11 protein-coding genes are annotated in these 14,202 nt (G+C 66.9%); 1 reads left to right on the top strand and 10 read right to left on the bottom strand.

Annotated elements, in window-relative coordinates:
* Positions 1–16 precede the first annotated feature (16 nt).
* Positions 17–1,021, top strand: coding sequence for an alpha/beta hydrolase (locus B5F74_RS01255; protein ID WP_158095654.1), 1,005 nt, complete (start codon positions 17–19; stop codon positions 1,019–1,021).
* Positions 1,022–1,271: 250 nt separating this feature from the next.
* Here B5F74_RS01255 and B5F74_RS01250 read toward each other — a convergent pair whose 3' ends face one another.
* The 10 genes from B5F74_RS01250 to B5F74_RS01205 form a co-directional block, all read right to left on the bottom strand.
* Positions 1,272–2,006 (bottom strand): DUF6198 family protein, encoded by a 735-nt coding sequence (locus B5F74_RS01250; RefSeq protein ID WP_239283309.1) that lies wholly within the window; start codon positions 2,004–2,006, stop codon positions 1,272–1,274.
* A gap of 1 nt (position 2,007) precedes the next feature.
* A complete protein-coding gene (locus B5F74_RS01245; protein ID WP_158095653.1) occupies positions 2,008–2,472 on the bottom strand; it encodes a MarR family transcriptional regulator in 465 nt (154 codons plus the stop codon).
* Between the two features lie 262 nt (positions 2,473–2,734).
* The gene (locus tag B5F74_RS01240) at positions 2,735–3,973 is read right to left on the bottom strand and encodes an ABC transporter permease (protein ID WP_087199327.1); all 1,239 of its coding nucleotides are present in this window, start codon (positions 3,971–3,973) and stop codon (positions 2,735–2,737) included.
* Positions 3,970–4,866, bottom strand: coding sequence for an ABC transporter ATP-binding protein (locus B5F74_RS01235; RefSeq protein WP_275531971.1), 897 nt, complete (start codon positions 4,864–4,866; stop codon positions 3,970–3,972). The genes B5F74_RS01240 and B5F74_RS01235 overlap by 4 nt, the downstream gene beginning before the upstream one ends.
* 9 nt (positions 4,867–4,875) lie before the next feature.
* Positions 4,876–6,336, bottom strand: a complete 1,461-nt coding sequence (locus tag B5F74_RS01230; RefSeq protein ID WP_087199326.1) for an efflux RND transporter periplasmic adaptor subunit — start codon at positions 6,334–6,336, stop codon at positions 4,876–4,878.
* A 216-nt stretch (positions 6,337–6,552) separates the two neighbouring features.
* Positions 6,553–9,456, bottom strand: coding sequence for an ABC transporter permease (locus B5F74_RS01225; RefSeq protein WP_087199324.1), 2,904 nt, complete (start codon positions 9,454–9,456; stop codon positions 6,553–6,555).
* Between the two features lie 24 nt (positions 9,457–9,480).
* Positions 9,481–10,161, bottom strand: a complete 681-nt coding sequence (locus tag B5F74_RS01220; RefSeq protein WP_087199323.1) for an ABC transporter ATP-binding protein — start codon at positions 10,159–10,161, stop codon at positions 9,481–9,483.
* Positions 10,162–10,344: 183 nt separating this feature from the next.
* Positions 10,345–11,415 carry a HAMP domain-containing sensor histidine kinase gene (locus B5F74_RS01215; RefSeq protein ID WP_087199321.1) on the bottom strand — a complete coding sequence of 357 codons (1,071 nt, stop codon included), beginning with the start codon at positions 11,413–11,415 and terminating at the stop codon, positions 10,345–10,347.
* A 9-nt stretch (positions 11,416–11,424) separates the two neighbouring features.
* A complete protein-coding gene (locus tag B5F74_RS01210) occupies positions 11,425–12,117 on the bottom strand; it encodes a response regulator transcription factor (RefSeq protein WP_087199319.1) in 693 nt (230 codons plus the stop codon).
* A 172-nt stretch (positions 12,118–12,289) separates the two neighbouring features.
* Positions 12,290–14,131: a L,D-transpeptidase family protein gene (locus B5F74_RS01205; RefSeq protein ID WP_158095652.1), complete on the bottom strand. Its 1,842-nt coding sequence runs from the start codon at positions 14,129–14,131 to the stop codon at positions 12,290–12,292.
* Positions 14,132–14,202 lie beyond the last annotated feature (71 nt).

The following is a 14,202-nucleotide window of genomic DNA, read 5'->3' as shown; positions in this document are numbered from 1 at the left end:
TATTGAAGGGATGGTTATGATTCAAGCTCTTGGGGTGATCACAGCGTGTGCGGCCGCAGCAGGCGGCGCCGGGCTCGCCGTCGCCGGCAACGCGCTGTTCGACTTTGCGCTCAACCCCCGTGCCAAGCATTCCATCATGGCGCGCATCAACGATGGCGAGGTGACCGGGGTCGATGCCGCCGCCATGGGCTCCGACCCCGCGCTGGCCGATGCGCGCCGGTGGTTCGAGCAGTCCAAGCGCGATATTTCCATTCGCCCTCACGACGGGGGCGAGCTGCACGGGTGGCGTATCTGGGGATCCGGCGTCATACCCGGCGATGACGGTCGGCGCGATAGCGCGAGCCCCGATACCGCGCACCGCTACCTGGTCCTTTGCCATGGATACAGCGGGCAGCCGAGCGATCTTGCGCGCGAGGCCCGTGCGGCACACGGCATGGGGTGTTCGGTCCTTCTTCCCGCGGCGCGCGGCTTCGAGCGCAACCGCGACCGGTATGTCGGCATGGGATGGCTCGACGCGCGCGACCTTTTGGGATGGATCGATGCGCTCGTCGCCTTCGACCCCCAAGCGCGCATCGGTCTCTTCGGCGTCTCGATGGGCGCCGCCGAGGTCATGATGGCCTCGGGCGCCGAGCTCCCCGACAATGTGCGCTGCATCGTTGCCGACTGCGGATACACGAGCGTTTGGGACGAGTTCGTCGTCCAGATGAACGACTTGATGCACCTGCCGATCCATCCGCTCCTCGATGCCGCCGAAGCGGTGTGCCGCGTGCGCGCCGGTTACGGGTTCAAGGAGGCGAGCGCCGTCAAGCGCCTGGCGCGTGCCCGCGTTCCCATGCTGTTCATCCACGGCACCGACGATGTGTTCGTGCCCTTCCGCATGCTCGACGAGGTCTACAGCGCCTGCGCGAGCCCAATCAAGGAGAAGGCGGTGTTCGAGGGCGCGGGCCATGGGGCGTGCAGCTATGCAGACCCCGTTCGCTACAGGAATCGCGTGTTCGATTTCCTCACACGCTACCTGTGAGGTGGGGCAAGCGGGCGCCTTCGGCACAGAGGTGAACTCAGTCCCATAGGTTCCGCGCTCGCTGTGGGTATCGCCTGCATCTCATTCGTGAATGAACAGGGGTGTCAAACAAAAGAATTCTGCGGAAACGCAGAACAGGCCCTCGCTCATTCATGAATGAACAAGGGCCTGTGCCGTGCGAGCGTCGCCGTATCCGCTCGTGCGCATCTGCCGTGCGGAGGTCCGTCTCAAAAGCGATGCGCCGGGACTCCTACAGCGCGTCTTCCGGGGCGCCGTGTGCCGAGCGCGTGAGGCGGGCGATGCGCGCGATGAGGGGCACGTGCAGGTTGATGAGGTTGCACAGGCGCCCGACGAGCAGGGCGGACACGATTGTTCCCACGCCGAGTCCGTTCAGCCGCCCGAACAGCGCAAAGGATAAGATGACGGCGATCGTGACGAGCGTGACGTCAAAGGCAACCTTGCACGTTCCGAAGGGCTTGCGCGTGACCGCCGAGATCGTGCGGACGATGCCCTCGCCCGGCACGACGATGACGTTCGGCGCGACCTCCATCGCGATGCCGAAGCCGAGGATCGCGCATCCTCCGAGCAGGGATGCGATCTGCAGGGGAAGGGTGGTCGGGTCAAGCCAGAACAGCAGCGACATGCTGACGTCGATCAGTGCGCTGAAGACGAGGTTCACGACGAGCTGAAGGAGCTGTACGGGCTTGAAGTCGCGACGGAGCAGGACGATCTGAAGCACGACGTAGACCGTGTTGAGGATGAAGGTGAATTCACCGAAGGTGGGCGCGAAGGCAAGGTCGAGGACATAGGGGATGCTCGAGATCGGCGATGTGCCGAGGGCGGCCTTGGTGATGAAGGCGACGCCGAACGAGTTGATGGCGACGCCGAGGATGAACCAGAGGTAGCGGCGGGCCAGGCGGTCGCCGCCAAGGGAGGCGCGCAGCCCGGAAGCCGCGCCTGCGGTCGATGCAGCTGAATTGATCATTTTAGAGGGACTCCTCATCATGTGACAGGTTGTCGATGACGCGTGCGAGCAGATCGGAGAGCGATGAGCGCTCCTCGTCGGTGAAACCGTTCCAGGCGAGCGAATCCACCTCGTTGCAGATGGCGAGAACACGTCGTGCGGCCTCGCGTCCGGAGTCGGTGAGATAGACGCTCGAGCTGCGCCGATCGACTTCGTCCGATCTGCGTGCGATGAGGCCTTCCGCTTCCATGCGCGCGAGGATGCTGGTCGTGGTCGAACGGTCCATCACGCAGGCGTCCGCGATGGCGCGCTGCGTGCACCCCTCGTGATCGACGACGTATTCAAGGACCTTCGGCTGGCCCGGCTTGAGGCCGAGGGCGCGCGTCCTGGAGAGCATGGCGCGATTCGAATGGGAAAAGGCGCGCAGCAGCTCATGGTGTATGGGTCGGATATCCCCCGGAAGGCTTTCGGATCGACGGTGTTCCACGCATGGCTCCAAACAGTTTGTATACAAACAGTGTGCATGCAAACTAATAGCACGACCGGAGCAGGAAGTCAAACCGGGCGGGGCTCGATGGCCCTGCGGGGGCAGAACGCAAAGCGGGGCCGAACGGCATCCCGGGCGAACTTCTGGGGACAGTCCCTTTTTGTTCACGACGGCGCACATGCGCCGTCGTGAACAAAAAGGGACTGTCCCCAGAAGTTCGCCCCGCAATCACGGCAAGCCGACCGCTACGCGGCAACGCAACCTACTGATATCGCAGGCATTCAACCGGGTCGAGCCGTGCCGCCCGGCGAGCCGGATAGAACCCGAAGACGAGTCCGATGGCTATGCTCAGCCCCACCGCCGCGGCGATCGCCTCGGGGGAGATCATGGGGGAGATGGAGGCCCCCTCCATGCCGCCCATGGCGCTGACCAGCCCCAGCGATGACGCGCCGATGGAAAGGCCCCAGGAGATGAGGTATCCCAGCACCGTACCGATGATGCCCCCGGTCACGCACACCACCGACGATTCCACGAGAAACTGCGACGTGATGTCGCGTCGGGTCGCACCCAGGGCTCGGCGAACGCCGATCTCGCGGATGCGCTCGGTCACGTTCGTGAGCATCATGTTCATGATGCCGATACCGCCCACGAGCAGCGAGATGCCCGCGACGGCGCCCATGATGAGCGAGAAGGAGTTCATGAAGCCGTTCATGGAGTCGATCTGAGACTTCATCGAGTAGACGTAGACGCCCTCGTCGATCTGATCGTCCGGGATGCCCATGACGGCGGCGACCTGCGTCTTGGTGGTCTCCATGAGCGCATCGATGTCCACGCCCTCGTAGGCGATGCCCACCACCTGCGAAAGGTACTCGTATCCGCCGCTGAAGTCGGCGAGCACGGTGGCGAGCGGCATGTACACGGTGATGTAGGTGCTGCCGCTCCCGCTGCCCGACATGGGCATGCTCTCGTCGATGCCGACGACGGTGTAGTCCTTGTTGTCGAGTCGCACCGTCTTGCCCACGACGCTGGCGTCGGCGCTGCCGAACAGCGCCTGCACGCCGGCGCGGTCAAGGATCACGACGCGCGCGCCGCCCGTCTCCTCCTGCGTGGTGAACAGGCGTCCCTCGGCCAGGCGGACCTGACCGGTCATGGAGAGGTACGACGCGTTGGCGCCAGTGATGCCCACGTCGACGGTCCCGCTGTCGGATGAGACCTGGGCGTAGCCGTACGCGGACCCCTCGATCAGCTCGTACTCGGGCATGAGGCGCCTGAGGTCGTCCACGTCGTCTTGGGTCATCTGGTACATGGGGGAGATGTAGACGGCGCGCGCGGCGTTGAGCCCCAGCCCCTCGACGAGCATGTTGCGGACCCCGCCGATGAGCGAGGTCATGGCGATGACCGCCGCGATGCCGATGACGATGCCGAGGATGGTGAGCAGGCTGCGCCCTCGGTTCGCCTCGAGCGAGCGGAGCGCCTCGCGGATCAGGTCGCGCAGGCTCATGAGAGAGCACCTCCTCCCAAGACGGCGGCCGTCTTCCGGTGCGGGTGTCCCATAGGGGACGGGACGGCGAAAAGCGGGCGTCTCGCGGAAGGGTCTGCTTCCGGCCTGCCCGCTCCGGGGTCTGGCGTATCGACGATCGGGCGGCGGCCCAGCACCTGCGTGATCTCGGCGGGCGAGGTCACGCCGCGGCGCCTCGTTTTCGTCCCATGCCGCTCATCTTCATGGTAGAGCCGCCCGTCGCGGATGGTGACGGTGCGGTCCGCCTGGGCGGCCACGCCGGGATCGTGGGTGATCAGCACGATGGTCTTTCCGGCGCGCCGCAGGGCGTGCAGCGTCTCGAGGACCATGGCGCCGGTGTGGGAGTCGAGGTTTCCGGTTGGCTCGTCGGCCAAGATGATGGCCGGGTCGTTCACGAGCGCGCGAGCGATGGCCACGCGCTGCATCTGGCCTCCGGACAGCTCGTTCACGCGGTGGTCGTAATGGTCCACGGCGAGCGCGACGGAGTACAGGGCGCGCACGGCACGGCGCTCGCGTTCGGCACGCGGGCAATCGGTGTAGGCGAGCGGCAGCATGACGTTCTCCAGCACGGTCATGCGCGGCAGCAGGTTGAAGCTTTGGAACACGAAACCGATCTGGGTCGCGCGGACCTCGGCGAGCTCGTCGTCGGTGAGCTCGGCCACATCGAGGCCCGTGAGCAGATAGGTGCCCGAGGTGGGGGTGTCCAGGCAGCCGAGTATGTTCATGAGGGTCGACTTGCCCGATCCGGACGGGCCGGTGATGGCGACGAACTCGCCGGGGTCGACGGTGAAGTCGATATCGTGGAGCACATGCGCGAATCCGGCTTCGGTCTCGAAGATGCGGTGGATGCCGCGCATGTCGATGACGGGTCTCATGGCCACGCCCTACAGCGCGTCCGCAGAGGCGGCGCCTGAGCCGACAGCTCCGTCACCCATGCTCATGGAGCCGCCCGAGATGACGATGATCTCGCCGTCGGCGACAGGCGACGGGGGTATCTCCGGCTCGTCTTCGGGTGCCTGCAGCCCCGCGCCCTCCACGCGCCCGACGACCGCGTAGCTGTCGTTCTGCGCGACGACGGTCACGTCGCGGCGTTCCGTCTCATGCGTCTCGGGGTCGGTCTCGACCATGACGTAGTAGTTCATGCCGTCATCGGTGGACAGCGCCATGGATGGCACCATGACGACGTTGTCGAGCTGCTCGGTGATGAGGGTGACCTGCGCGGTCATGCCGGGCTTGAGGCGCGGGTCGGGCTGGTCGATCAGGATGTCGACGGCGAAGGAGACCGAGGAGTCACCCATGTATATCATGTCCCCCGAACCCGAGGCGATCGACGCGATGTTCTGCACGGTGCCCTGGAGCATGATGTCGTCGAAGGCGGGGAAGCTCACCTGTGCGGTCTGGCCCACGGCCACGCGCGCGATGTCCTCCTCGCTCACCTGGATGGTGACCTTCATCTGGGACAGGTCGGCGATCTGCACGAGGGGCCCGGAGGCGCCCGTCGAGTTCGCGGCCGGTTCGCTGGGGTCGGCTCCCACCTGGGCGTTCATGGCGACTATGCTGCCGGAGCTCGGCGCGGTGACGGTGCGCTGGCCCGCGGTGGCGACGGCCTGGTCGTAGCTCGCCTGGGCGCTCGCCACGGCCCGCTCGGCTGCCGCGACGGAATCCTCGGCTGCGGCGGGGTCGGCGCCGGCGTAGGGAATGACGTTGCCCTCCTCGTCGGTGACCTCGTCGTAGGCGTACCACTCGTTGTAGGCGTCGGTGCGGGCGCGCTTGGCTGCGGCAAGGTCGGCTTCGGCGGCCTGCAGCGACCGCAGCGCCTCGTTGACCGCGAGGTCGAGCTCGGGGTTGTCGATGATCATGAGGACGTCGCCCGCCTGAACCTGCTGGCCTGCGGCGACGCGCACCTCTGCGATGGTGCCCGAGACGGCGGGCGTCACGACGGTGGAGGACAGCGGTTCGAGCGAGCCGCGCGCATCCACCGAATCGGTGTAGGTGCCTGCGATGGCGATATCGGTTATGGGCTCGAAGACGGCCTCGGGCTCCTGGGTGAGCAGGTTGACCGCCACGACCCCCACGAGGGCGACCGCGGCTATCGCTCCCGCGATGATGCCGCGCCTGATGAGCTTCTTGCGGCGACGCTCGGCGCGACGCGCCTTGAGCTTGGCGTACGCCTCGGCATCCGAGGCGTCGAGGCCCTCGTAGGCATCCTGTGCCTCGGTGCCGGGAAGGACGGGGATCGGGGACTGGGTCGTCTGCTCGCCCGTGTCCTCAGCCGGCATCCGATCGGTGTCCGGCTGCTCGATAGGGGGCGTCGGGTCCGCGACGTTCCGGATATCGTCGGTCATGGTTTCCTCGTTTCGTCATCCCAACAGTGTCTTCAACGCTGGCTACACGATACTCTATGCGCGTCGTGTGCCCGGCAGCGGTTTTGTAAACTTTGGCAAGCGGTAGAGCGGGCCAGCGATGAGGAATGGACGTGACTGGCGGGCGCGCCCCTCCCCATTGTGGGAGGAGGGGCGCGCGGCCGACTCGAACGATCGGTGGCTCATCGGCCATTTCTTCTAGATCGCGTCGTCGCGCAGGGCTTCCACCACGTTGGCGGCATGGGTTCGCCGCAGCGCGTAGGTCGCGCTCACCACGATGACTGCGAGCACGATGCCGGCGGCGGCAGCGGCCTCGGCGATCGGGGGCTCCAGGGTGAAGGTGGTGAACGAGTACGTCATCGCCTGGGTCAAAAAGGCAGCCGCGATGGCTGCGAGCGCAAGGCCGATCGCAAAGCCGCGCAGCGCGTAGCTCGCGCACTCGTAGGCGATCATGCGCCGGAAGGCCGACTCGCCCATCCCGATGCTCTTGAGCACCGCGAACTCGCGACGGCGCAGGATGAGCGAGTTCGTGAGCGTGTTGAAGACGTTCGCCACGGCGATCAGGCCGCAGATGACGGTGAAGCAGTAGATGAACGTCTGGACCGTATCGGACATCATGCGGTTCTGCATCTTGGTGTCGGCGTAGTTCGTGTAGGTGCAATCGAGCTCGGGGAAGTCGGTGGCGACGAGCTCGAGGGCGTCCTGCGCGTTCGCCGCGGTCTCGGCCGACCCGCCCGCATCGAAGTTCATCTGGGCGTCGGCGAAGCCCAGCGTCTCGTTCGCGGCCATGGCGCTGACGGGCAACAGGATGTGCAGGGTGCCCGAACGCGTGGAGATGCCCGTGGGCGCGGTGTCGGCGAGCGCTCCAACGATGATCTCCTTGCGCGCGGTGATGCCCTCGTCGAGCGGGACGAAGCGCTCGGACCCGTCGGGCGCGTTGTACCAGACGCTCGGCTGGCCGTTCGTATCGGATACCACGCCCCCGACGTACATGCCCTCAAGGGGCGCGAACGACACGGTCTCCACGGTGCCGGTGCCCGACAGCGGGCTGTAGTACCCGTACGTGCCGCCCTCGTTCAAGGTGTACTCGTTCAGGGCGATCGCCTGCGGGCGCGCGGGGTCGCAGAACTCCTCGCGGGACAGCCCGAGACCGTCGACGTAGGTCTCCCAGCTCGCGGTGTCGATGAAGTCGACGTAGATGGGTCCAGACCACGAGCCGTCGGCAAGCAGGGTGCCGAAGAAGTGATCGGAGCCGTCGGACACCATGGAGGCGGGGACGATGGTGTCGGCGACGTAGCTCGCATGGTAGCCCGCGCGCGTGGTGCCCTCGAGGCCGTCGGCGGCGTCGTAGAGGCGTGCGAGCGCGTCTGCCAGCGCGACGTTGTCGACCTTCCCGTCCTCGCGCACGATGGTGCCCGTGCTGCCCTCGGCCGTCGTGGCGTCGATGCGCACCTGCAGGTCCGTGCCGTCCGCCGCGTCGATCGCGGTGCCGCTCGCGTAGTCCATGACGCTGCCGATGACACCCGAGATGATGAGCAGGGCGACCGAGACGGCGAGTGCGGCGACCGTGACCCTGCCCTTGCTCGTGGCGCGCGTCAGGTTGCGGTGGGCGATGAACCCGGGGATGCCGAAGAGGCGCGCGGAAAGGCCGCGGAGGCGGACGGTGCCGCCGTCCGCCGTGCTCTTTCCTGCACGGGCGAGCGCGCGCCGCGCGCGGCGGGTGAGGTGGATGTCACGGGTCTGGCGGATGGCGTCCACCGCCGAGACGCGGGAGGCGCGCAGGGCAGGGATCCATGCGCTCACGAGCACGGTCGCGAGCGCCACGCCGGCGGAGATGCCGAGCACGGCGGGGCTCACGGTCACGCTCACCTGGATGCCGTAGGCGTCCACGTCGAACATGGCGGCAAGGCCGCTTCCGGTGAGCTGGAACACGGCGAGGCAGCCGACAAGACCGAGCACGAGGCCGATGGGGATACCGACCGCGGAGAGCAGCAGCGCCTCGGTGAGCACGGTGCGGCGGAGCTGGCGCTCGCTGGCTCCCAGGGAGGCCAGCAGCCCGAACTGGCGCGTGCGCTCGGCAACCGAGATGGCGAAGGAGTTGTACACGAGCGAGACGCCGGCCACGGCGATGACGACGGCGAGCACGCCGGCGATCATGTAGAGCGTGTTCCACACCTCGGAGCTCCCGGTGACGCCCTGCCAGCGCAGCAAGCTCGTGTGGGTGGCGACGCCGCCCTCCTGAGGGTCGATGTCGGCGGAGAGCTCGTCGGCGATCGACAAGGCGTCCTGCGGGTCGTGCGTGGTCAAGATCGAGTAGACGCAGGTGGCGTCCGATGCGTCGGCGAGAGCGCCCTCGACCTCGTTGCCCGAGGGGTAGACGTAGACGCTGTTGCCCTGCAGGGCGCGGGTGGACGAGAAGCCGTAGCTGCGGTAGAAGCCCACCACGGTGCCGCTGACCTGGCCGAGATCCGCGTCGAAGGTCTCCTCGACCGTGTCATCCGCAAAGTAGGTGCCCCGAAGCGAGGTGCCGGCTGCCGTCAGGCCGCTGTCGTCCTCCAGATAGCGCAGCGTGCGCTCGCCGAGCTCGGCCGTGACGGTGCTGCCGAGCTCGATGGCGGACGCGTCGTCGGCGCCCTGCACGGAAAGCCCGCAGGGCGCGAGCTCCACGCCCTCCAGATAGTGGGGCAGGGCGATCTCCCCGGGGGCCTCGGGCGCGCGGCCGGCGGTGATCTCGGGACCGGTGACCAGGCGCTCGCCTTCGGGGTTCACGGGCCAGGTCTTGGCGAACAGGTAGCTGCCGTAGTCGGCTGCGTTGTCGTCGCCCATCTGGATCGCGCCGAGCTCGGCGACGTCCAGCCGCGCGGCGACGCGCCCATCGCCCTCGAGCGCCCGGTGGGCGTCGGCGGGGACGTTCGCGGCCTCGACCTGCCAGGAGCCCTCGTCGGCCGCCGTGCGCTCGTAGAGCATGTTCGACATGCTCACGACGCTCGTGAGCACGGCGCAGACGAGCGCGCAGGACAGCGCGATGCCGATAATCGAGACGATGGTGCGGGCGCGGTTGCCAAAAAGCGACCGCAGGGAGAAGCGGGTGAAGATGTTCATGGTGGTCCTCCTGCGACGCGCGGGCTAACCGCGGCGCTCGTCGCGCACGAGCCGGCCGTCCTCGATGGCGATCACGCGATCTGCCATGAGGGCGATGTCCTCGTCGTGCGTGATGACGATGAGCGTCTGCTTGAGCTGGCGGTTCGAGTCGCGCAGGAGCTTCATGATCTCCGCGGAGTTCTTGGAATCCAGGTTGCCGGTGGGCTCGTCGGCGAGCAGGACCGCCGGCGAGTTCATGAGGGCGCGCCCGATGGCCACGCGCTGCTGCTGGCCGCCGGAGAGCTGGTTGGGCAGATAGTGCTCGCGCCCGGTGAGCTTGAGGGCGCGCAGGAGCATCTGCAGGCGCTGTTCGTTCACCGTGCGGCCGTCCATGAGGACGGGCAGCGTCATGTTCTCCACGACGTCGAGCACGGGGATGAGGTTGTAGAACTGGTAGACGAGGCCAACCTCGCGGCGACGGAAGATCGCGAGCTGCTCGTCGGTTCGCGCGAAGATGTCCTGCCCCTGGAGCTTCACGGTGCCCGACGTCGGCCGGTCGACGCCGCCGATCAGATGGAGGAGGGTCGATTTGCCCGATCCCGAGCTGCCGATGATGGCGATGAATTCGCCCGCCTCGACGGTGAAGCTGACGTCGTCGAGCGCGCGGACCGCCGTGTCGCCGCTTCCGTACACCTTGGTGAGATGTTCGATTGAAAGGATGTTCATGATGTTCCTTTCGTCGCCGTTACGTTCACCTTGATTCTGGATGCGCGACCTTTCCCCCACATGACCACGAGGTGACACATCTGTCACATGCAAATCGGGGGACGTACCTTCCGCGTGCAATTATGCACGCGGAAGGTACGTCCCCCGATTTGCACAGGGAGGGGGCGCCCCCGCGGGCATTCGTCAGACGGTGGCCTTGAAGAACGCGATCTCGAACTGCGCTCCGGTGACGATGCCGTCGGCGTCGCGCACGTTGCGCGCCCGGATCCTGCCGTCTTGCGCGACGACGAGGCTTCGCGCGAGGGCGAGGCCGATGCCGACGCCGGCGGGATTGACCTCGGCACTCTCCGCGTGCTTCGCGCTCCCGCGATAGAAGCGCTCAAAGATGTGGGGCAGGTCCTCCTCGTCGATCCCCGGGCCCGTGTCGGTGATGATGAGGCGGCAGGCGAGGGGGTCCTCGACGACGTCGATGGTCACCGTGCCGCCTGCGGGCGTGTGCTCCAGGCTGTTCTTGAGCACGTTCTGGAGCGCCTCGATGCTCCACGAGAGGTCTCCCGTAAAGCTCGCCTTATCGTCGATGCGGGTGATGAGGGCGACGTCGGCCAGGTCGAAGGGGATGGCGAGCGGGGCTATGGCCCCCTTCACCACATCGCCCGCGCGAACGGTCGCATGCGCCAGCGCGATGGTCCCCGCATCCATCCGAGCGAGTTTGAGCAGGGCGGACACGAGCCACGACACGCGTTCCTGGAGCCCCTCGATCGCGCGCAGCTTCTCGGCGAGTTCGGCCACGTCCTTCTCGGTGAGATGCGTGCCGTCCTCCACGATTCGGGCGTGCACGAGGTCCGTCATGATGGAGAGCGACGTCAGCGGCGTCTTGAGCTGATGGGAGATGTCCGCAAGCGAATCGGACAGCAGCGTGCGCTCCGCTTCGAGCTGCTCGGTCGTGATTGCGAGCCGTTGGAACACCTTGTCGATCTCGTTCGAGAGTATGGCGAGCTCCCCCTCGCGCGCCTGCGCCAGATTGAGGCGACGGGTGCCGTTAAGGCACTGGTCGAGCTCATGGGAGAGCCTGCCGATCGCCCGGTAGCGCGTCCGCGTGGACACGCCGACCACGACTCCGAGGACCACGGCGCATGCGAGCACGCAGATCGCCGCCTGAGAGCCCGCCGCAAGGCTCGCCGCCGCGATGCAGATGCACGAGGCGAGAACGAAGGCGGTGAGAAGGAGGGCGAGCTCGCGGTTTCGTGACAGCATGGGACCTCGCTAACCTTGCGCCTTGTAGCCGAGCCCGCGAACGGTTTGGATGAGCCTCGGCGACGTCGGGTCGGACTCGATCTTGTTGCGCAGGCGGTTGATATACACCGTGAGCGTGTTCTCCTCGATATAGGTCCCTGCGTCGTTCCAGAGCGCATCGCGTATCGCCTCGCGGGTGATGAGCTTGTCCGGATTCGTCGCGAAGAGCAGGAGCAGCCGGTACTCCATCGCGGAGAGGACCACTTCCGTGCCGTCGCGCTCCACGCGCGCCCGGTCGGTGTCGATGGCGATCGGTCCCAGGTGAACGATGTGGCGCGCGGGTTGCGTCCGGCGCAGCGCCGCGGCGATGCGCGCGAGGAGCTCGCGCGGGCGAAACGGCTTGGCGATGTAGTCGTCGGCGCCCATGGTCAGCCCCGTCACCGTGGTGAACTCGTCGTCCGAAGCGGTCAAGAAGATGACGGGAAGCTCGGGCCTCGCCTGCTTGATGGCACCGCAGACGGCCAACCCGTTGCCCTGCGCCAGCGTGATGTCGAGCAGCACGAGCTGCACGGCCGCCTGCGGGCTCGCGGGATCGATGGCCGCGCGAATCGCCCGGTCCTGCGAATCGACGGCGTCCACGGCGTACCCTTCGCGCGTGAGCAGCTCCGACAGCGATTCCACGATGAGCGGGTCATCTTCCACAAGCAGGATATGAGCTGGCATGGCGTGCCTTTCTCGATGCGTGAAACGAGGGGGCGATGATCGGTCGCCTTCGGTCATAGTACCTGAATGCCGGATGCGGGCCAATCGGACCATTCGGCAAGGGTCTTCGCCGGGCCATGAAGAAGGCCGCCCCGGGGGAGCGGCCTTGAAGAAGATCGGTTCTGGGGACCCGCTACATGTGGACGATCACGCAGTCGTTGAGCTGCACGATGTTGAAGAGCTCGGCAGCCTTGTCCGGAGGCAGGTTCACGCATCCGTGGCTTCCGGTCCACGTGTAGGCGGTGGGGTCGTTGAAGCTCGACGACGCCTGCCAGTCGGCATCGTGCAGTCCCACGGCGCCGCCGATGAAGCTCATCCAGTAGTCGACGTAGCTGATGTACTCCGGCTCGCCCGTCTCGGGGTCTTTCGCGCCGGTGAGTTGGACGTTTTGCTCCTTGTTGTTGATGAAGTAGATGCCGGTCGGGGTGTCGTGGCCGGTGTTCGGATTGCCGGTGATGCAGCCCGACTCCCATACCAGCTGGTCGTTGGCATCGTAGTAGCGCACGCGCTGCTCCGTGATGTCGATATCGACGTAGGCGCCCCAGTCGCGACCGCCCATGCCGTTGTACTGGGCCGCCGTCTGCTTCGTCGGGATCTGGATCTCCCCGGTCTGCTTGTTGGCCACGGCGTCCTGGATGAGCTGCGCGAGGGTCGCCTCGTCGCTCACCCAGCCGTAGGTTCCGCCCGAGATCGTGACCTGCTTGCCGTCCGGGCGCGTGTAGGTGCGTTCGGTGCCGACGGTGTCGAGCTGCGTCGAGGCGAGGTTGCGGATCCAGTCGGTCAGGCCGGACTCGTTGAGGACCGGGTTGAGGTTCTCGTCGAAGGTGATCCATTGCGTCATGGTCGCGCCGTCGAGCGTCGCCACGTCCTTGTCGCCGAGCTTGAGCGTCACGTCGACGCCGATGATCTCGTTGGCGGCGTCGCAGGCGGCCTGGAGCTGCTCGTCGGTGGCGCCGCTGGCGAACTCCTCGTACATGCTGTCGTCGAGGGCGAGCTCTCGGTCCGCGCGCGCGATCGCCTCCTTGGCGGCGGCGATGATCGCGTCGCGGTTGATTCGCTGGCTCGAGCGCGCCTTGGCCACGGTGAACGCGCCAGCGGCCTCGTCGTAGGCGCCTGCGGCGTCGAACGTTCCGGGGCGCGTGGCGTTGACCTCGTCGATGGCGGCGCCGAGCTGGGCGGTGAAGTCCTCCTCATCGTAGGTGACCGCGACGTCCGGTACGGTCTGGTTGGGGTCGACGGTGCCCTCGCGCTCGGCGATAAGGCCGGTCACCAGGCGATAGGGCCAAAGGAGCGGTTCGTTGCCGGACAGGACCGCCTCAGCCTCCGCCTGCGCGTCGACCGAAAATGACCCCTCCGCAGGCGTGTAGGTCCAGTCGAGACCGACGCCGGAGACGTGGAGCTGGTAGTCCTGCACGGAGCCCGCGATATGCTCGGCGGCGTCATCGGCCGTCATGAAGGAGACGTCGATGCCCGCGATCTGCGTCCCGGGATAATACAGGTGGGAGAACGCGAACGCGCCGCCGGCGTATGCGGCGACGAGAAGGCCCGCCATGACGCCGAGTGCGATCTTCACGCCGCGATGGCGCTTGGGGCCGCCGTGTCCGCCCGCGTCGAGCTGCGAGAAATCGTAGGCGCCCGTCGCGTACGGCGCCTGCTCCGCCGCGGGGACGGACTGCTCGCGATCCGCCTGCGTCGCGATGGGGGTGAACTCGGGCTCCGCCTCCGCTGCGGGGGAGGTTGCGGGCGAGGGGATACCTTGAGCCTGAAGCTGCTCTGCGCGCAGGGCGGCGCCGTAGGTGCGAGGCGCCGTGCGCGCGCCCGCGCTCGCGGCCTGAGCAGCATCAAAGTAGACGGTGCTGTCGGGATCCTGGGGGTTGGAGGGCACCGAGGGGCGCCCTGCCACATGCTGATGGGATGTCTGCCGGGACGCGCGTCCGGGCATCTGCGAGGGGTCCACGGGGGTCAGACGATCCATGCCATCTTCATTGAAAGCCATGCTTCGTTCAAATCCTTTACCTATGATAAGCTGCGGCTTGTACCGCGCGT

It is taken from the genome of Collinsella sp. An271 (assembly GCF_002159695.1).
In the GTDB taxonomy this organism is placed as follows: domain Bacteria; phylum Actinomycetota; class Coriobacteriia; order Coriobacteriales; family Coriobacteriaceae; genus Collinsella; species Collinsella ihumii.
The sequence above is the reverse complement of the archived record's forward strand: the minus strand, read 5'-3'. Positions and strand labels throughout refer to the sequence as shown.

Coding starts and splice junctions, on each gene's coding strand:
- B5F74_RS01255 (WP_158095654.1), top strand. CDS start 17: ATGATTCAAGCTCTTGGGGTGATCACAGCGTGTGCGGCCGCAGCAGGC.
- B5F74_RS01250 (WP_239283309.1), bottom strand. CDS start 2,006: ATGATCAATTCAGCTGCATCGACCGCAGGCGCGGCTTCCGGGCTGCGC.
- B5F74_RS01240 (WP_087199327.1), bottom strand. CDS start 3,973: ATGAGCCTGCGCGACCTGATCCGCGAGGCGCTCCGCTCGCTCGAGGCG.
- B5F74_RS01235 (WP_275531971.1), bottom strand. CDS start 4,866: ATGAGACCCGTCATCGACATGCGCGGCATCCACCGCATCTTCGAGACC.
- B5F74_RS01230 (WP_087199326.1), bottom strand. CDS start 6,336: ATGACCGACGATATCCGGAACGTCGCGGACCCGACGCCCCCTATCGAG.
- B5F74_RS01225 (WP_087199324.1), bottom strand. CDS start 9,456: ATGAACATCTTCACCCGCTTCTCCCTGCGGTCGCTTTTTGGCAACCGC.
- B5F74_RS01220 (WP_087199323.1), bottom strand. CDS start 10,161: ATGAACATCCTTTCAATCGAACATCTCACCAAGGTGTACGGAAGCGGC.
- B5F74_RS01215 (WP_087199321.1), bottom strand. CDS start 11,415: ATGCTGTCACGAAACCGCGAGCTCGCCCTCCTTCTCACCGCCTTCGTT.
- B5F74_RS01210 (WP_087199319.1), bottom strand. CDS start 12,117: ATGCCAGCTCATATCCTGCTTGTGGAAGATGACCCGCTCATCGTGGAA.
- B5F74_RS01205 (WP_158095652.1), bottom strand. CDS start 14,131: ATGGATCGTCTGACCCCCGTGGACCCCTCGCAGATGCCCGGACGCGCG.